13 protein-coding genes and 1 pseudogene are annotated in these 15443 nt (G+C 73.9%); 5 read left to right on the forward strand and 9 right to left on the reverse strand.

The window, feature by feature from the left end; genetic code table 11:
* Nucleotides 1-109 precede the first annotated feature (109 nt).
* From GEV43_RS14230 to GEV43_RS14240, 3 genes are read right to left on the reverse strand one after another with little or no spacing between them, the layout of a single operon-like run.
* Nucleotides 110-700, reverse strand: a complete 591-nt coding sequence (locus tag GEV43_RS14230) for a hypothetical protein (protein ID WP_175250051.1) — start codon at nt 698-700, stop codon at nt 110-112.
* A complete protein-coding gene (locus GEV43_RS14235; protein ID WP_160821105.1) occupies nt 697-2595 on the reverse strand; it encodes a DEAD/DEAH box helicase in 1899 nt (632 codons plus the stop codon). The genes GEV43_RS14230 and GEV43_RS14235 overlap by 4 nt, the downstream gene beginning before the upstream one ends.
* On the reverse strand, nt 2588-4081 hold the full coding sequence (locus tag GEV43_RS14240) for an MFS transporter (RefSeq protein ID WP_160821106.1): 1494 nt from the start codon (nt 4079-4081) through the stop codon (nt 2588-2590). Before GEV43_RS14240 ends, GEV43_RS14235 begins: the two co-directional genes overlap by 8 nt.
* Nucleotides 4082-4191: 110 nt before the next feature.
* On the opposite strand from GEV43_RS14240, the gene GEV43_RS14245 reads away from it, so the two are divergent.
* Nucleotides 4192-4656, forward strand: coding sequence for a MarR family winged helix-turn-helix transcriptional regulator (locus GEV43_RS14245; protein ID WP_160821107.1), 465 nt, complete (start codon nt 4192-4194; stop codon nt 4654-4656).
* 152 nt (nt 4657-4808) lie between these two features.
* On the opposite strand, the pseudogene GEV43_RS54850 reads toward GEV43_RS14245, so the two are convergent.
* Nucleotides 4809-5678, reverse strand: a pseudogene (locus GEV43_RS54850) (adenylate/guanylate cyclase domain-containing protein); the annotation flags it as partial.
* 136 nt (nt 5679-5814) lie between these two features.
* Here GEV43_RS54850 and GEV43_RS14255 point away from each other — a divergent pair.
* The gene (locus GEV43_RS14255) at nt 5815-6585 is read left to right on the forward strand and encodes a MerR family transcriptional regulator (RefSeq protein ID WP_160821108.1); all 771 of its coding nucleotides are present in this window, start codon (nt 5815-5817) and stop codon (nt 6583-6585) included.
* 52 nt (nt 6586-6637) lie between these two features.
* Here GEV43_RS14255 and GEV43_RS14260 read toward each other — a convergent pair whose 3' ends face one another.
* The 4 genes from GEV43_RS14260 to GEV43_RS14275 form a co-directional block, all read right to left on the reverse strand.
* Complete coding sequence (locus GEV43_RS14260; RefSeq protein ID WP_160821109.1) at nt 6638-8167, reverse strand: RNA polymerase sigma factor; 1530 nt, start codon at nt 8165-8167, stop codon at nt 6638-6640.
* Between the two features lie 255 nt (nt 8168-8422).
* A complete protein-coding gene (locus GEV43_RS14265) occupies nt 8423-9184 on the reverse strand; it encodes a hypothetical protein (protein WP_160821110.1) in 762 nt (253 codons plus the stop codon).
* A gap of 144 nt (nt 9185-9328) precedes the next feature.
* Entirely contained in the window at nt 9329-10945 is a 1617-nt protein-coding gene (locus GEV43_RS14270) for a long-chain fatty acid--CoA ligase (RefSeq protein ID WP_160821111.1), read from the reverse strand.
* A gap of 59 nt (nt 10946-11004) precedes the next feature.
* Nucleotides 11005-11565, reverse strand: coding sequence for a SigE family RNA polymerase sigma factor (locus GEV43_RS14275; protein WP_160821112.1), 561 nt, complete (start codon nt 11563-11565; stop codon nt 11005-11007).
* A gap of 682 nt (nt 11566-12247) precedes the next feature.
* On the opposite strand from GEV43_RS14275, the gene GEV43_RS50180 reads away from it, so the two are divergent.
* The 3 genes from GEV43_RS50180 to GEV43_RS47255 all read left to right on the forward strand — a co-directional run bounded on the left by GEV43_RS50180 (nt 12248) and on the right by GEV43_RS47255 (nt 13676).
* A complete protein-coding gene (locus GEV43_RS50180) occupies nt 12248-12784 on the forward strand; it encodes a hypothetical protein (RefSeq protein WP_241682901.1) in 537 nt (178 codons plus the stop codon).
* Nucleotides 12781-13368, forward strand: a complete 588-nt coding sequence (locus tag GEV43_RS14285) for a MauE/DoxX family redox-associated membrane protein (protein WP_175250052.1) — start codon at nt 12781-12783, stop codon at nt 13366-13368. The genes GEV43_RS50180 and GEV43_RS14285 overlap by 4 nt, the downstream gene beginning before the upstream one ends.
* Nucleotides 13369-13430: 62 nt before the next feature.
* A complete protein-coding gene (locus GEV43_RS47255; RefSeq protein ID WP_175250053.1) occupies nt 13431-13676 on the forward strand; it encodes a hypothetical protein in 246 nt (81 codons plus the stop codon).
* 424 nt (nt 13677-14100) lie between these two features.
* On the opposite strand, the gene GEV43_RS14290 is transcribed toward GEV43_RS47255, so the two are convergent.
* Complete coding sequence (locus tag GEV43_RS14290) at nt 14101-15306, reverse strand: ATP-binding protein (RefSeq protein WP_160821113.1); 1206 nt, start codon at nt 15304-15306, stop codon at nt 14101-14103.
* Nucleotides 15307-15443: the final 137 nt, after the last annotated feature.

The raw sequence follows: 15443 nt of genomic DNA on the forward strand, positions 1-15443 counted from the left end.
CCAGTCCGCTCGCCTGGCGGCTCGCTCCCTGACCGTGCCTTTGCGAGTGCTGCATCGCTTCGCGATCTGCCCGGGGAGGCTCGCCTTCGGCTTCGCTTCCCCCGGACAGTTAACGCACTCGCGTGCGGGCTGAGGTTGTTGGGCCGTTGGTTTCGCCAGGGGACTTGTAGAAGTGGGCTGGGTTGATGGTGCTCATGGGGGTCCAGTCGGGGGAGGGCGGGTCTGGGAGCTGGTGTGCCTGTCTGCGGAGGTCCAAGGCCAGGGCCGGGGTTTCGTCTATGCGCTGGATCAGGGCGTAGAGGGTTGCCAGGGCGTGGACGCAGAGGGGGCGGCGGGCCGCACAGGCGCAGTCGGGGGTCAGGGCGTCCGGGGGTACGGCGATCGCGATGCCCTCGGAGCGGAACGCGGCGGCCAGGTCGTCGGGGAGGTCGCCCGGCGCCAGCGGTCCGGCGTTGTCGAGGGCCTTGGCCACCAGGCGTTCGACGCGTTCGGCGTCGTCCCAGAGGGGGAGGCGCAGGGACGTGCGGTGGCCCGCGACCTCGGCCTCGACCTGGCCGGCGGTGATCGTGAGGGACGTGACGGCGTGGTTGCGGGCGAGGCTGCGCGCCTTCGGGCGGAGCCGGTCGGGTGGCGCGGCGACGGGCTCGGCGGTGCGCAGCCATGCCCGGCCCCAGGCGGTCGCGCCGAACTCCGCGGTCATGCGGTCCGCCCTTCGAGCGCGGCGCGCAGATCGGCGTCGGACAGGTCGGCGAGGGCGCCTTCGGCGTTCCCCGCGACGACGCCGGCGAGGGCGCGCTTGGACTCGTGCATGGCCGCGACGTGCTCCTCGATCGTTCCCGCGGTGACCAGGGTGTGCACGTTGAGCGCGCGGCGCTGGCCGATGCGGTGGGCGCGGTCGGTCGCCTGGTCCTCGACGGCGGGGTTCCACCAGCGGTCGTAGTGGACGACGTGGCCGGCCCGCGTCAGGTTGAGGCCGAAGCCCGCCGCGCGCAGGCTCAGCAGCAGGACGGGCGGCGCGTCCGGGTCGTTCTGGAACGCCTGGACCAGCCGGTCGCGGCGCTCGGGTCCGAGCCCGCCGTGCAGGAACGGCACCGGCGTGCCGAGGGTTCCGGAGAGGTGCCGCGCCAGCAGCTCGCCCATCGCGCGGTACTGGGTGAAGACGAGCACCCGGTCGTCCGCGATCTCCGTGAGCATCTCGGTCGCGCGGTCGAACTTGCCCGAACGGCCCGCCAGGTCCTCGCCCGTGTCATGGGCGCCGAGGTACTGGGCGGGGTGGTTGCAGATCTGCTTGAGCGCGGTCAGCAGGGCGAGGACGCGTCCCCTGCGCTCGATGCCGCTGCCGAGCCCGTCCGCGAACGCGCGGTCCACGGCCTCGCGGTAGAGCCGTTCCTGCTCGGCGGTGAGGGTGCAGGTGATCGTGGAGTGCTGCTTCGGCGGCAGGTCGGCGAGCACCTCGGCCTTCGTGCGGCGCAGCAGGTACGGCGCGACGAGCGCGTTCAGCCGGGCGGCGGCGGCCGGGGAGCGGCGCCGTTCGATCGGCACCGCGAACCGCTGCCGGAACCTCGCGCGCGGGCCGAGCAGCCCGGGGTTGGTCACGTTGAGGATCGCCCACAGCTCGCCGAGGCGGTTCTCGACGGGCGTGCCGGTCATCGCGATCCGGAGCCTGGCGGGCAGCCGGGCCGCCGCGCGGGACGCGAGCGCGTCGGGGTTCTTGATCTGCTGCGCCTCGTCCAGGATCAGCACGTCCCAGTCGATCGCCGGGAGGGCGTCGTCGGCGCGCAGGACGCCGTAGCCGGTGACGACGACCGCGCCGGGCGGCGGCGCGGCGGGCAGGTCGCGGCGCGGCCCGTGGTGGACGATCACCGGCGTGCCCGGCGCGAAGCGCGCCAGCTCGCGCCGCCAGTTGGCGACCAGGGAGGTCGGGCAGACGACCAGGTGCGGCCCGGCGCGGCGGGTCGCGAGCAGGCCGATGGCCTGGAGCGTCTTGCCGAGCCCCATCTCGTCGGCCAGCACGCCGCCGCCGCTCGCGCCGTCGTCCTCGGCCAGCGAGCGGAGCCAGGCGACCCCGGCGAGCTGGTACGGCCTGAACTCGGCGTCGACCGCGGCGACGGCCAGCTCGGCACGGGTCCGCAGCGTGCGGGCGAACGCGCCGAGCGCGGCCCCCGCGGACATGACCGCCGTCCCGTCGTCGTTCGGCACGGCGTGCGCGGCGGGCGGCATCCGCGCGGCGACCTCCTCGCGCACCGAGCCGTCCGCGATACCGGGGAGGCGGGCGGCCTCGCGCCACGTCCGGACGGAGTCGCCGAACGGGCCGGTCGGGACGTCCAGCTTGAGCAGGGCATCGACGTCCCGTTCCGGGTCGGCGAGCCGGACGGGGACCAGCACGCTCCTCAGCTCGCCGTCCACCGGGATCGCCAGCCGGGCGGAGGAGGGCCGGCCCTCCGGCAGCCCGTGGGCGCGGAGCGCGGCGGCGACGTCGGCCGTGCCCCACCAGGCGAGCGTTCCCTCCGCCGGAAGGAAGGTGAGCTGGAGCCGTCCCGGAAGGTCGGCCGGGTGAACGTCCGGAGCCGCGGCGGGCGCGGGGAGGTCAGGCATCGGCGGGTTCCTCCGGGCGGGGCGCCTCGGCCGCGGCCGTCCGGCCGGGGTGGCGGGGCAGGAGCGGGGTGGCGGCGAGCGCGACCGCCAGCAGGCCGATGCCGAGCCACAGCGAGCCCGAGAACGCCTCGCCGTACCCGTCCGCCATGGCCTCCGCGGTACGGCCGGTGTCCCTGACCTCGGTGAAGAAGTACGTGCCGACGACGGCGACGCCGACGGCCGCGGCGAGCTGCGTGACGGTGTTGTAGAGGGCGGAGCCCGAGCCGGCGTCGGTGACGGGGACGTCGTCCAGGGTGAGCTGGGCGAGCGGCGCGACGAGCATGCCCATCCCGGCGCCGCCGACGAGGACGCCCCAGACCAGGTCCGTCCACGCCGTGCCGTGCGTCGCGCCGTCCGCCTGGACGGCGAGCAGCGCCCAGCCCGCCGCCATGACGACCAGCCCGATCTGCACGGTGACGCGCCCGATGCGGGGCAGCAGCACGGCGGCCGACAGCGTCGCGAAGACGGGCACGGCGATGCACCACGGCAGGATCATCAGGCCCGCGCGGGTCGCCGACATGCCCAGCCCGATCTGGAGGAACAGCATGAACACCATGAAGAAGCCCATGGTCGGCACGAAGAACAGGAGCTGGACGAGCAGGCCCCCGTTCACCGACCGGAACCGGAACAGCGACGTCTCCAGCAGCGGCGCCCCGCCCCGGGACCCGAGCCGCCGCTCGTACGCGACGAACGCGGCGAGCACGGCCGCGCCCGCGGCGATCGAGACGTACGCCCACCCGGGCAGGCTCGCGCGGTCGGCGGCGTTGATCAGCGGGTAGAGGACGAGCAGCAGCCCGAGGCTCGACAGCACCGCGCCGGGCACGTCCACGCGCGGTGCCCCGGCCGTTCGGCTGTCGGGCAGCAGCCGGAGGGACGCGACGAAGGCGAGCGCGCCCAGCGGGACGTTCACCCAGAAGACCATGCGCCAGCTCTGCCCCGCGAGGTCCCAGCGCAGCATCAGCGGGCCGAGGAGCGGGCCGAGCGTCGCGGCGAGGCCGGTCAGCGCGGAGAACGCCGCCATCGGGCCGCCCCGTTCGCGCGGCGCGTACATCACCTGGATCTGCGACAGGACCTGCGGGATCATCGCGGCGGCCGACAGGCCCTGGAGGATCCGCGCGGCGACGAGCAGGCCCGCGCCGGGCGCGGCGGCGCACAGCGCCGAGGTCACGACGAACGCCGCGATGCCCGCGACGAACATCCGCTTGTGCCCGAGCATGTCGCCGAGCCGCGCCCCGCTGACCATGCCGAGCGCGAGAGCGAGGGTGTAGCCGCCGAGCATCCACTGGAGCTGCGCGGGGCTCGCGTCGAGGTCCTCCCGGATGGCGGGCAGCACGACCTGGAGGATGGTGACGCCGATCAGGTCGATGAACGCGGCGATCAGGACGACGGCGAGGGCGAGCGAGCGGGCCCTCCCGGCGATCGGTCGGGGAACGGGTACGTCCGGCAACCGTGCCTCCTCGGCTGATAGCATTGCGTGGCACACTAGTTGTGTCACGCAATGATTGCGTCGCGCAAGCTATTCGACGCGACCGAGCCCTGTCAAACCAGCGAGGACACATGAGCGAACGGGACAGCACCGCCGCGATCAGCGGGATCATCGACGCGCTGCCCGACCTGATCAACGCCGCGATCCTGCTCAACGGCCTGATCGCCGAGCGGATGCAGGTCACCCCGAGCGACTTCCACTGCCTGCACGCGCTGCACGAGGCCCCCGCCACCGCCGCCGCGCTCGCCGAGCGCGTCGGCCTCACCCCCGGCTCGGTCTCGCGCATGATCGACCGGCTGGAGGCCGCGGGCTGCGTCACCCGCAGGCCCGACCCCGGCGACCGCCGCCGCACCCTCATCGAGCCGACCGGCAAGGGCATCGAGCGCATCACCGAGTACTACGCCGGGCTCACCGCCCGCACGCGCGAGGACCTCGCCTCGTTCGACCAGCACCAGCTCGACGCGCTGCTGGCCTTCGTCCGCTCGTCCAGCAAAAGCACTATGGCCGAGGTAGCCCGCCTCCGCGGCGCCCCGTAGCCCGGCCCGGGACTCCTAAGCGCCGCGTGCGGGCCGGCGGAGGAGGACGGGGCGGACGCGGCCGAGGCCCTGGAGGGGCGGGGGCGGAGCGCGGAGGTGTCGTACGACGGGTCGCCGTTCAGCACCGAGGCGAACCCGGTGTCGACGAGGACGGCGCCCGGGTACGCGGTCGAGGTGAGGCGGGCGGCGAGGTTGACCGGGTCGCCGAAGACGTCGCCGAGGCGCTGGATGACCTCGCCGTACGCCATCCCCACGCGGACGCGCGGGAAGTCGGGCGCGGCGTCGAAGCGCTCGGCGATGCGCAGGCCGATCTCGGCGGCGGCGGGCGGCTCCGCCGCGGCGAACAGGATCTCGTCGCCGAGCGTCTTGATCACCCGGCCGCCGCCCTCGACGACGGCCTCGGTCGCCTCCCGCTCGAACCGTTCGACGAACTCGGCGAGGGAGTCGCCGTCCATCCGGCGGCTCAGCTTGGTGAACGACACGATGTCGGCGAAGCCGACCGCGAGGTGCGCGACGCCCGCGGCGGGGTCGGCGCGGGCGGCGGCGGTGGACGCGGCGGCGCGCATCCCGGCGGCGGCGAGCTGGCGGCGCCAGCCGTGCAGCAGGAGCCGTTCGAACGCGGGCCGCAGCTCCTCGGTGAGCGCGAGGGCCGCGTGCACGATCTCCGGCGTCACCGGCTCGTCCGGCGGGAACTCCTCGCCGAGGCGGCGCAGCCACACGTCGCCGAGCCAGCTCGCGAGGCGCCCCATCGTCTGCCCGACCGCCCGGACGAGCTGGAGCACCATCTCCTCGTTGACCAGCTCGTTGCCGAGCAGCTCGTTGATCTCGCGCAGCGCCGCCACATCGCCGTCGGTGAACGCGACCTCGTCGTCGGCGGGGGCGGGGAAACCGAGGGCCTGCCAGATGCGCTGCGCGTGGTCCTCGGTGACGTCCGCGAGGGCCTCGACCTCCTTGCGCGTGTAGCGCACGGGCCCGCCGAGCAGTGTCTCCTCGATGTCCTGCGGCACCTGGGGGTCCACCATGGGGGCCACCTCTATGTGTCATCGGCTGATGTCACAATAGTGGCGGAGTAAGATCGCTGGGGTCAAGAAGCGATCCAGCGCGCGGGCGACCCCCGCGCCGGGTCCGGCAGGTGACGAGCAGCGCGGCGGACGGGGCATGGCCGAGTACCGAATCGACGATCTGGCCCACGCGGCCGGGAGCACGGTGCGCAACATCCGCGCCTACCAGGACCGGGGGCTGCTGCCGCCGCCCCGGCTGGAGGGCCGGGTCGGCATCTACGACGACACCCACCTCGCCCGGCTCCGGCTGATCGGCAAGCTGCTCGGCCGCGGCTACACGTTCGCGATCATCAAGGACCTGCTGTCCGCGTGGGAGACCGGCAAGGACGTCGGCGAGGTCCTCGGCCTGGAGAAGGTGCTCACCGACCCCTGGTCGGACGAGATCCCGACGACCGCCACGTACCCCGAGCTGTTCGAGATCTTCGGCGGCGGCCTCGCCGAGGACCAGGCCGCCGCGCTGCTCGAACGGACCGTCGAGCTCGGCCTGATCGAGCCGGACGGCGACCAGTACCGGGTGCCGAGCCCGCGGCTGCTGCACGTCGGCGCCGAACTCGTCGCCGCGGGCATCCCGCTCGGGTCCGTGCTCGACATCGCACGGCAGATCCGCGACGACTGCGACGTGATCGCCGGACGGTTCGTCAACCTGGTCCAGGAGCACATCTTCCAGCGCCTGGAGGACCTGCCCAACCCCACGACCGAGGAGATCACCGACGTGGCCGAGGTCGTCCGCCGGATGCGCCCCCTGGTCAAGATGGTCGTCGACCCGTTCATCGCCCGCGCGATGGAGACCCGCGTCGAGGCCGCACTCGGCTCCCACCTGGAGACCGTCCGCGACCACCTGACCGCCCTCCCCACCGACCACCCCTGACCCCCATTACCTCCGGGGCCCGTTGCGCCTGCGGGAGCGTGGGGGCTGGGGGTTAGAGGAGGCTGACGCCCCAGGCGATGGTGATCTGGTGGGCCGCGCCCTCGGAGTCGGTGATCGTCACCTTGCCCTCGCCGGGCAGGCCGATCAGGGCGGTGCGGAGGGTCACGGTCACCTCGTCGGAGGCGCCCTTGGCCATGCCGCCCTGCATGCGGTCGAGGACGATCTGGCCGGTGGACGACATCGCGGTCCAGGTCACCGGGCCCTTCTGCGCGGCGAGGCGGATGTGCGCGACCTTGGTGCCGTACATGGTGATCTTGCCGGGCGACACCAGCAGCTCGCCCGGGACCGTGGGCGGCACCGGGGGCGGGGTGGTCGGCGCGGGCGTCGTCGGTCCCGGTCCCGGCGACGGGACCCGCGGCTCGCGCCCGTCGGTCTGCGGCCGTACGGCCGGGGGAGCGCCCGCCGCGCCGGGCCGCCCGCCGGGCGCCTGCGCCTGCGGCGGGCGGGTGCCGTGGTCGGGGCCGCCGGGCGACGAGCGGTCGGTCACCGACGGCTGCGGGCGCGTCCCGAACGGCGGCCAGCGCAGCGTGGACGGCCCGAGGCCGGTGCCCATCACCACGGTGGCGAGCAGCGCGGTGACCAGCGCGCCCGCCATGCCGCCGCCGGTGAACAGCCACCGCTTGGTGAACGGCGACGGCACGTCCGGCTGGCTCGGCAGCCCCTCGGGGGTGAGCGCGCCGCCGCGCGCGGCGATGTCGGCGCGGTGCCCGGCGAGCTCGGGGTCGGTCGCGGTGTGCATGACGCGGTGCCGCAGCGCCGCGGGCAGCACCGGCGCGGGCGCGGACGCGAGCAGCTCGACGGCGCCGGGACGGGCCCGCTCGCGGCAGTCGGCGCAGTCGCCGACGTGCCGCCGGACGTCCTCGTCCTCGATCGGCGGCGCCGCGGGCTCCGGGGCGCGGCGTTCGGGGGCGCGCGCGGCGAGCATCACGACCGCCGCCGAACGGAACGAGCGCGCCTTCGCGGCGGGTTCGGGCTCGGCGGCCCGGAGGCCGGCGCACTCGCGCGCGGCCTGTTCGAGCTCGGCCCGGTGGGCCTCCTCCAGGCTCGTCCGCGCCCTGCGCACCCGCAGCGCGGCGCGGCGGGACGACACGCCGAGCGCGGCCCCGAGCCTGGACGGCCGGAGCCGGTGCCGGAACGCCAGCAGCGCCGCCTCCTGGTCGGCGAACTCCATCCGGGCGAGCGTCGCGCGCAGCAGGTCGTGCCCGGCGAACTCGGCGTCGCGGTCCCACCAGAGCTCGCCGGTGCGCCCGCGCTGGACGCAGCGCCGCCGCGCCGCGCCGAACAGCCACGAGCTCAAATGGACGTGGTCGCGCATCCTCGGCGCGCGCCGATAAGCGTCGATGAACGTGTCGTGCACGATGTCGGCCGTGACCTTGACATCGCCCGTGACGGACGAAACGTAATCATAAAGGTGCGGAGCGTATTCCTCGTACAGTTCGCCCAGGGCGACGTCGTCACCCTCGTTGAGGCCCTGGACCAACCGGCGGTCGGCCGCGACTTCCTCGGAGGACCACCTGGGCATACACGGCTCCCGGCACAGGCATGGGAAGAGGTCGTCCTGACAATCGGCTCACCTTGCATACACCCCGCCGCCCCATCTGCACCACTTGATCCCACGAAATGGGGGTGAAGGGTGACCGCGGGGTGAGAACACCCCATCCCTGAGTGATCATCGGAAATCACATACGGATTCGCGAGCCTTCGGAAATCAGCGCGCGTGGTCCGCTCGTGCCGTTCGGGCGAGTTCGGCGTCATGAACCAAAAAGCGCCTCCGGGCTCACGGGATCGCGGGCGGCTCGGTCGTGGGGCCTGAGGTGGGCGGGTCGGTCGTGGGCGGCGGGGCGATCGGGTTCGGGCCGTTCACGCGGACGTAGGTGGGCGGGCCGGGAAGGTTCTGGTGGATGACCAGGCGCGCGGAGCCCTGGCCGTTGACGAGCCACAGCGCGATCCGGCACGGTTCGCCGGACGTGGTGAGGGTCCTGCCCTCGCAGCCCGAGTCGACGAGGGAGATCCCGGGCGCCGCCGGGCCGATGAGCTCGATCGCGCCGATCCGTAGGGGAGCGCCGCCGGTGCTGGACACCTCGACGTTGCACACGCAGCCGCGCCCGGCGCAGGTGAGGTCGAGGGATGTCGGGCTCACCGCGATGCCGGGCCCCGACCCGGACGGCCCGCCGCCGCCGCTGCCGCCGCCGCTCCCTCCTCCGCCGCCGTTGCCGCCGCCTCCCCCGTCCGGGACCGGGAACGTCTGGCTCCCGCCGGTCGCGGCGTCCACGATCGTGAACCCGCCGTACGTGATCGCCAGCGCGGCGAGCGTTACGAACACGCCGACGCCCACCCGCAGCGAGTGGAAGCGGCCCGCGGTGCTGATCAGCGGGCCGATCGCCGCGCCGGCCGCCGCGCCGACCAGCCGGATCTCGGGCGAGGCGCCGTAGTGGGTGGTCACGAGAGTGCCGATGATGGAGCAGCAGACCGCGCCGAGGACGGCGAGCATCACCGGCCCGACGCGCTGCTGCTGTTGTGCCTGCGGTGGAGTGGTCACCAGCCGCCTCCGTTGTGTACCGGGGTCCGGGACGCCCCGAGTACGTGCTCAGACGGCCTTCGCCGCGCCGGTGTTCTCGCGTTGTCCGGGCTCGGACACCGTCCGGGTCCGGCCATGCGCGGCGCGGCGGGAACTCGCGGGAGCTCAGTCGAGGCGTTCGACCGCCAGGGCCCCTTCGGCGTACCGCTCGCGCAGCGTCTTCTTCGAGAACTTCCCGACCGAGGTCTTCGGGATCTCCTCGACGAACGCCCACCGCTCCGGGAGCTGCCACTTCGGGACGCGGCCGCCCAGGTACGTCCTGAGCTGGGCGGCGGTGACGGCGGCGCCCTCCCGGACGACGACCGAGGCGAGGGGCCGCTCCTGCCAGCGGTCGTCGGGCACGCCGACGACCGCGGCCTCGATGACGTCCGGGTGCGCCATCAGCTGGTTCTCCAGCTCGACCGAGGAGATCCACTCGCCGCCCGACTTGATGACGTCCTTCGCCCGGTCGGTGAGAACGAGATAGCCGTCCGGTGACAGTGTGCCGACGTCGCCGGTGCGCAGCCAGCCGCCGTGGAACCGGGCCGGGTCCTCGCCGCGGTGGTACGCGGCGGTGATCCACGGGCCGCGGATCTCGACCTCGCCGACCGCCTCCCCGTCGTTCGGCAGCACGACGTCGCCGTCGCCGACGATCCGGATCTCCAGCCCGGCGAGCACGCGGCCCTGCGTGACGCGGTGCGGCCACGGGTCCTCGGCTGCGGCGGGCGCGTGCGCCATCGTCGCGACCGGCGACGTCTCGGTCATCCCCCACGCCTGGACGATCCGCACGCCGAGGTCGTCGAAGCCGCGCATCAGCGACTCGGGCACGGCCGAGCCGCCGCACGGCACCAGCCGCAGCGAGCTGAGGTCGGAGCCGTGCTCGCGCGCGTACCGCAGGACGTCGCCCCAGATCGTCGGAACGGCCCCCGCGACCGTCGGGCGTTCCGCCGCGATCAGCTCGATCAGCGGCTCGGCCTGGAGGAACCGGTCCGGCATGACGAGGGACGCGCCCGCCATCACCGCCGCGTAGGGGAGCCCCCAGGCGTTCGCGTGGAACATCGGGACGACCGGCAGCACCCTGTCGCCGGCGGCGAGGCCCATCGCGTTGCCCGTGCAGACCGCCATCGAGTGCAGGTAGGCGGAACGGTGCGAGTAGACGACGCCCTTCGGGTCGCCCGTGGTGCCGCTGGTGTAGCACATGGCCGCGGCCCAGCGCTCGTCGATGTCGGGCCAGTCGAACGAGGCCGGAGCGGCGGCGAGCAGCTCCTCGTACGAGTGCAGCTCCTTGCCGGCCGGTTCGAGCGGCGCGGTGTCGGCCTCGCCGACGACGATGACGTGCCGGACGGTCGTGAACCTCGGCAGCACGGACGCCAGCAGCGGCACCAGCGAGGCGTCCACGATCACGACCCGGTCCTCGGCGTGGCCGGCGATGTAGACGAGCTGGTCGGGGAACAGCCGGATGTTGAGCGTGTGGAGCACCGCGCCCATGGACGGGACGGCGAGGTAGCACTCCATGTGCTCGGTGTTGTTCCACATGAACGTGGCGACGCGCTGGTCGGCGTCCACACCGAGGCCGCGCAGGGCGCCGGCGAGGCGGGCGGCCCGTTCACCCAGCCGGGCGTAGGGGATGCGGCGGGCGCCGGCGCCCGTCCAGGTCGCGATCTCGGCCGAGCCGAAGACCTCCGTGCCGTACCGCATGATCGACGAGATGGTCAGCGGGTGGTCCTGCATCGTGCTCCACACGGCGCGCCTCCTGCTCAGCGGATCCCAGAACCGGATTCTGGCGGAGATGCCCGGGGTTGTCAGCCCTGCTGAGGGGGCACGCCGGGGAAGTCGGCGCCGAGCCCGGCGTCGTCGCGGAGCTTGGCGACCGCGCGCGACACCGTGCTCTTGACCGTGCCGACGCTGATTCCGAGCACTTCGGCGATCTCGTTCTCCGGCATGTCCTCGTAATAGCGGAGGACCACCGCGAGGCGCTGCCGTTCGGGCAGCCGGTCGAGCGCGCGGCCGAGCGCGTCGTGCAACTCGCTGCGCCCGGTGTGGTCGTCCACCGGGCGGTCCGGGAGCCGGTCGGTCGGATAGACGTCCAATTTCTTCCGGCGCCACCAGGAGATCTGCGTGTTGACCATCGCGCGGCGGACGTAGCCGTCCACGGCGGCGCGGTCCTGGATCCGGTCCCAGGCCAGGTAGGTCTTGGCGAGGGCGGCCTGGAGCAGGTCCTCCGCCTCGGCCCTGTCGCTGGTCAGCTGGGTGGCGGCGCGGAGCAGGGCCGCGCCGCGGGCCGTGACGTACTCGCGGAACTCCTCGTGCCGCGTGTCGTTCAAGTCACCACCGAGCCAGGGGTCGCCGTCGGGCCGTGCCATTCCGGGGGTCCCGTCCGGAACCTCGTTCGGGACCTCGTTCGGGGAAGATCCAGTACTGACGACGATGGCACGAAGATCGTAATTCGGGGCCAACAAAAATGGCATAATCGGGTCAACCGGAGGAGAAATACCAACCAGAGTGAGAAGATCTACTACTGCCGGACGACTTATCGCGACAAATCCGTCGACAGGTGAGGGGACCGGCGTGAACCTTGACTCGCCGTCCTAACAGCCGTCACCCGCCGTGAAGACCGATGCCGGAGTGCCCCCATGCCGCTTCCCCGCCGCCGTGGACACGCGCGCCGCCGCCGCCGCGACGCCGTCCTCGGAGCCCCGCCTCCCCGCCCGCCCACCAGCGGTCGCTCCGGGCGCTCGGCGGGACGGTGCTGGACGCGAGCCCGCACCTGCTGGTGCTGCGGACGGAGGGCGGCGAGGAACGGCTGGCGATGACGCCGGCGACCACCGTCTGGCACGGCGGGCGCGGGGGCCTCGCCGCCCTGCGGCCGGGCCGCTCGGCGGTCGTGCGGTCCGCGCCCGGCGGGCTCGGCGCCGATCGGGTCTGGGTCGACATCGGACGGGTCGCGGGCACGATCCTGGCGTGCGGGCGGGACACCGTGGAGGTGGACATGGGACCCCATCGCGGGCGCGCCCATGTGGTGATCCCCCGCACGCCCTCGGCCGCGTGCTCGTCCGGCATCCCCGGCTGGAGCCCGGCTACCTGTTCGACGCGATCTGCGTGCGCTCGCCGGACGGGCCGATGGCCGTACGGCCGAGCACCTCCCAGCCCGGCAACCGCGCCGACGACCTCGCGCCGCCCGGCCCCGGCGCGCCCGTGCCGGACGTCCTGCACGGCACCGCGACCTGGTTCGGCTCCCCGGACGACGCCCCCGGCGCGACGTACCCGGCGGTGGACGCGGAGGGCGGCGCGGGCGGCTGCGCCGGCGCGCCCTCGGGCTGCGTCGCGCTCCCCTACCTGTCGCTCGGCAGCGAGGTCGCCGTCCGCAACGAGTGCACCGGGCGCGGCGGGACGGTCCCGGTGGTCGAGTGCGGCTGCACGGCCGCGCGGTACTGCGACCGCTGCGTCGAGTGCGGCACCTCGCCGCGCGGCCGGATCGTCGAGCTGACCCCCGCGGCGTTCGCCGGGCTCGGCGGCGATCTGGAGGCCGGCTGCTTCAACGCCGTCGTCCGCCACGGCGCGCCGGGGGCGGCCACCCCATGACGATCTCCGATCTCCAGAACGCGCAGGTGCTGCTGCTCGCCGCCGTCCTGCTCGCCGCCTGCCTGGCCAAGCTCACGATCCGCGCGCCGGTCGCGGACGTGCCCGACCACGTGCACGGCGTCCCGGTCCCGGCCCGGCTGCGGCGCGCGACGGCGCTGCGGTCGAGCCGCGGCCTGAACGTCGGCCTCGGCGTCGGCGAGGGCGCGCTCGGCCTCGCCCTGCTGCTGTCGCCGCACCTGTCGGTACGGATCGCGACGACCGTGGCGTTCGCCGCGGCGACGTGGGCGGTCGGCGAGCTGCGGGTGCACCGTCCTGACGCCGGATGCGGCTGCTTCGGCGGGCTGAGCGCCAAACGGGTGGGACGCCGCAGCGTGGCGCGGGCCGCGCTGTTCACCGGTGCGGGCGTGGTGTCGCTGACCGCGCCGCACGCGGGCCTCGCCGTGCTGCGGCACGACGCCGCGCAGGTGTGGCCGGTGCTCGTCCTGGAGCTGGCGGTGTTCGCCGCGATCTCCCCGAGCTGTCGGCCCCGCTCGACCGGCGCGGCCTGCGGACCCGTCCGCCCGTCCCGTGCGGGAGGCGCCTGAGCCCCCTCGCCGAGACGTACGCGACGCTGCACGACAGCCCGGCCTGGCTGGCGTACGAGAACGTGCTGGCCAGCGCCGTTCCCCTGGACGTGTGGCGCGAGGGCTGCTGGCGCTTCGTGGTCTACCCGGCCCGGGTGGACGGCCGCCCCATGGAGGCCGTCTTCGCCGTCTCCACCGCCGCCCGCGACCGCGAGGTGAAGGCCGTCCTCCTCGCCCCGAGCGCCCCGAGCCCCCGACCTCCCCGCCGACGGCAGAACGCAGGAAGAACACACGGACGGGCGCGCCTCGGCCGATGCGGCCGACGTTGACGCCGCCGAGGCGGAGGTCGAGGACACCGGAGAGTCGCGAACGATCGGCTCCGGGGTCGTCTAACCACCTCCCGGCCCGGCCCGTTCGGACCCGGGGACGTCCATCGCTCGCTATACGGCTCTCTAGAGGAATTCCTAGAACGCCGAATAGAGACCTGACGGGACGCCACTCGTGCCTCTTCTACGTCGTTCTAGCAGAATCCCTAGAGAGGCTTATATTCGCATAGCGTCACATCGCCGCAGGTCAAGCGGCGATTCGGCTCTATACGGCTCTCTAGGCGTACGGCGAGAGAGGTGTAGAAGGACATCGAGCGGCGGGAGCCGCGGTCGGGCCGGACGGGCCGGCGGTGCGGGTCAGGCTGTGCGGGTCAGGCTGTGCGGGTCGAGCGGTGCGGGTCAGGCGGTGCGGGTCAGGCGGTGCGGGTCAGGCGGGCTGCGAGCGGAGGAACTTGCCGAAGTGCGGCACGGTGAACGCGACCAGGCCGCGCTCGGCGCTGAAGATGAGGCCCTTCTTGATCAGGCCGTCGCGGGCGGGCGACAGGCTGGACGGCTTGCGGCCGAGCTCGTCGGCGACCGACGCGGTCGACACCGGCGTGTCGCCCTCGTCGCCGAGCATCGCCATCGCCCGCATGTAGTCGCGCTCGGCGGGCGTGGCGCGCTCGTAGCGGCTGCCGAAGAACCCGACGGCCAGCTCGCTCTCGGCCTCGGGGGCGGCGACCTTGATGTCGTCGGCGGTGATCGGGGTGTCGGGCGCGACGTCCCAGACGACCTTGGCGTACGCCTGCACGAAGTAGGGGTAGCCGTCGGCGGCGCCGTAGAGCGCGTCGAGGGCGTCCTTGGTGAACGTGACGTCCTCGCGCTCGGCGGGCGCGAGCAGCGCGACGTCGGCGGAGTCGCGGTCGAGCCGGTCGATCCGGGCGTAGCGGAACAGCCGCTCGGAGTAGGACTTGCTCGCCGACAGGACGGCCGGCAGGTGCGGCAGCCCGGCCCCGACGACGATCAGCGGGCCGCCGTTCTGCGACAGCTCGTGGCAGGCGGCGCAGAGCGCGGACACGTCGTCGGCCGGGATGTCCTGCATCTCGTCGACGAACAGGGCGATGCCCGCGCCGACGTCGGTCGCGACCGACGCCGCGTCCACGAACAGCTCGGTGAGGTCGATCTCCAGGTCGCCGGAGTCGGCGCGACCGCGCGCGGCGGGCACGTCGATGCCGGGCTGCCAGCGGTGCGCGCGGGCCTTGGCCGTGCGCCCGGCCGGCTCCTCGCCCGCCTGCGCGAACGCCTTGAGCACGCCGAGGAACCCCTCGATGCGGTCGGGCGCGCGGTGCCGGGGCGCCAGCTCCCGCACCGCCATGTGCAGCGCCGAGGCGACGGGCCGGCGGATCGACTGGTCGGGACGGGCCTCGATCTTGCCGGTGCCCCACAGCCGCTGGATCGCCATCGAGCGGAACGCGTTGAGCAGCACGGTCTTGCCCACGCCGCGCAGCCCGGTGATGATCATGCTGCGCTCGGGACGCCCGCGGGCGACGCGTTCGAGCACGACCTCGAACTGCTGGAGCTCGCGGTCGCGGCCGGCCAGCTCGGGAGGGCGCTGCCCGGCGCCCGGGGCATAGGGATTGCGCACGGGGTCCACGGTCTCGGACTCTATGAGGCGATATAGCTGAGGCCGTAGATTTGCGTAGAAACTCGTACGGCGTGTCGCGTACGGCTGCCGTCGCCGGCAGCGCGCCGCACTGTCAGGTCCCCCCGCGGCCACCGTCGCCACCATGC

The organism is Actinomadura sp. J1-007, assembly GCF_009793335.1.
GTDB lineage: Bacteria > Actinomycetota > Actinomycetes > Streptosporangiales > Streptosporangiaceae > Spirillospora > Spirillospora yumaensis.

Coding starts and splice junctions, on each gene's coding strand:
- GEV43_RS14230 (WP_175250051.1), bottom strand. CDS start 700: ATGACCGCGGAGTTCGGCGCGACCGCCTGGGGCCGGGCATGGCTGCGC.
- GEV43_RS14235 (WP_160821105.1), bottom strand. CDS start 2,595: ATGCCTGACCTCCCCGCGCCCGCCGCGGCTCCGGACGTTCACCCGGCC.
- GEV43_RS14245 (WP_160821107.1), top strand. CDS start 4,192: ATGAGCGAACGGGACAGCACCGCCGCGATCAGCGGGATCATCGACGCG.
- GEV43_RS14255 (WP_160821108.1), top strand. CDS start 5,815: ATGGCCGAGTACCGAATCGACGATCTGGCCCACGCGGCCGGGAGCACG.
- GEV43_RS14260 (WP_160821109.1), bottom strand. CDS start 8,167: ATGCCCAGGTGGTCCTCCGAGGAAGTCGCGGCCGACCGCCGGTTGGTC.
- GEV43_RS14275 (WP_160821112.1), bottom strand. CDS start 11,565: ATGGCACGGCCCGACGGCGACCCCTGGCTCGGTGGTGACTTGAACGAC.
- GEV43_RS14285 (WP_175250052.1), top strand. CDS start 12,781: ATGACGATCTCCGATCTCCAGAACGCGCAGGTGCTGCTGCTCGCCGCC.